Genomic DNA, 2,192 nt, shown 5'->3' on the forward strand with positions numbered 1-2,192 from the left:
GCGCTCCGGTTTCCAAGGCTCCTACCTATCCTGTACAAGCTGTACCAACATTCAATATCAGGCTGCAGTAAAGCTCCACGGGGTCTTTCCGTCCTGTCGCGGGTAACCTGCATCTTCACAGGTACTATAATTTCACCGAGTCTCTCGTTGAGACAGTGCCCAGATCGTTGCGCCTTTCGTGCGGGTCGGAACTTACCCGACAAGGAATTTCGCTACCTTAGGACCGTTATAGTTACGGCCGCCGTTTACTGGGGCTTCAATTCGCACCTTCGCTTACGCTAAGCGCTCCTCTTAACCTTCCAGCACCGGGCAGGCGTCAGCCCCTATACTTCGCCTTACGGCTTCGCAGAGACCTGTGTTTTTGCTAAACAGTCGCCTGGGCCTATTCACTGCGGCTCTCTCGGGCTTGCACCCTAACAGAGCACCCCTTCTCCCGAAGTTACGGGGTCATTTTGCCGAGTTCCTTAACGAGAGTTCTCTCGATCACCTTAGGATTCTCTCCTCGCCTACCTGTGTCGGTTTGCGGTACGGGCACCTCTCACCTCGCTAGAGGCTTTTCTTGGCAGTGTGGAATCAGGAACTTCGCTACTAAATTTCGCTCGCCATCACAGCTCAGCCTTATGGGAAACGGATTTGCCTATTTCCCAGCCTAACTGCTTGGACGCGGATATCCAATACCGCGCTTACCCTATCCTCCTGCGTCCCCCCATTGCTCAAATGGTGAGGAGGTGGTACAGGAATATCAACCTGTTGTCCATCGCCTACGCCTTTCGGCCTCGGCTTAGGTCCCGACTAACCCTGAGCGGACGAGCCTTCCTCAGGAAACCTTAGGCATTCGGTGGAGGGGATTCTCACCCCTCTTTCGCTACTCATACCGGCATTCTCACTTCTAAGCGCTCCACCAGTCCTTCCGGTCTGGCTTCACAGCCCTTAGAACGCTCTCCTACCACTGTTCGAAGAACAGTCCGCAGCTTCGGTGATACGTTTAGCCCCGGTACATTTTCGGCGCAGAGTCACTCGACCAGTGAGCTATTACGCACTCTTTAAATGGTGGCTGCTTCTAAGCCAACATCCTGGTTGTCTAAGCAACTCCACATCCTTTTCCACTTAACGTATACTTTGGGACCTTAGCTGGCGGTCTGGGCTGTTTCCCTTTCGACTACGGATCTTATCACTCGCAGTCTGACTCCCAAGGATAAGTCATTGGCATTCGGAGTTTGACTGAATTCGGTAACCCGGTAGGGGCCCCTAGTCCAATCAGTGCTCTACCTCCAAGACTCTTACCTTGAGGCTAGCCCTAAAGCTATTTCGGAGAGAACCAGCTATCTCCAGGTTCGATTGGCATTTCACCCCTACCCACACCTCATCCCCGCACTTTTCAACGTGCGTGGGTTCGGGCCTCCATTCAGTGTTACCTGAACTTCACCCTGGACATGGGTAGATCACCTGGTTTCGGGTCTACGACCACGTACTCATGCGCCCTATTCAGACTCGCTTTCGCTGCGGCTCCGCATCTTCTGCTTAACCTTGCACGGGATCGTAACTCGCCGGTTCATTCTACAAAAGGCACGCCATCACCCGTTAACGGGCTCTGACTACTTGTAGGCACACGGTTTCAGGATCTCTTTCACTCCCCTTCCGGGGTGCTTTTCACCTTTCCCTCACGGTACTGGTTCACTATCGGTCACTAGGGAGTATTTAGCCTTGGGAGATGGTCCTCCCGGATTCCGACGGAATTTCACGTGTTCCGCCGTACTCAGGATCCACTCAGGAGAGAACGAAGTTTTGACTACAGGGCTGTTACCTTCTATGGCGGGCCTTTCCAGACCTCTTCATCTACCTCGTTCCTTTGTAACTCCGTACAGAGTGTCCTACAACCCCAAGAGGCAAGCCTCTTGGTTTGGGCTAATCCCGTTTCGCTCGCCGCTACTCAGGGAATCGCATTTGCTTTCTCTTCCTCCGGGTACTTAGATGTTTCAGTTCCCCGGGTCTGCCTTCTCATATCCTATGAATTCAGATATGGATACCACTCCATTACGAGTGGTGGGTTTCCCCATTCGGAAATCTCCGGATCAAAGCTTGCTTACAGCTCCCCGAAGCATATCGGTGTTCGTCCCGTCCTTCATCGGCTCCTAGTGCCAAGGCATCCACCGTGCGCCCTTTCTAACTTAACCGTTAAAAAGAATCACTAT

1 rRNA gene is annotated in these 2,192 nt (G+C 52.9%); it reads right to left on the reverse strand.

The features are described from left to right. Positions 1–2,174, reverse strand: a 23S ribosomal RNA gene (locus AC0C66_RS21430); the annotation flags it as partial. Between the last annotated feature and the right edge of the window lie 18 nt (positions 2,175–2,192).

This window comes from Bacillus sp. VA13 (genome assembly GCF_055710085.1).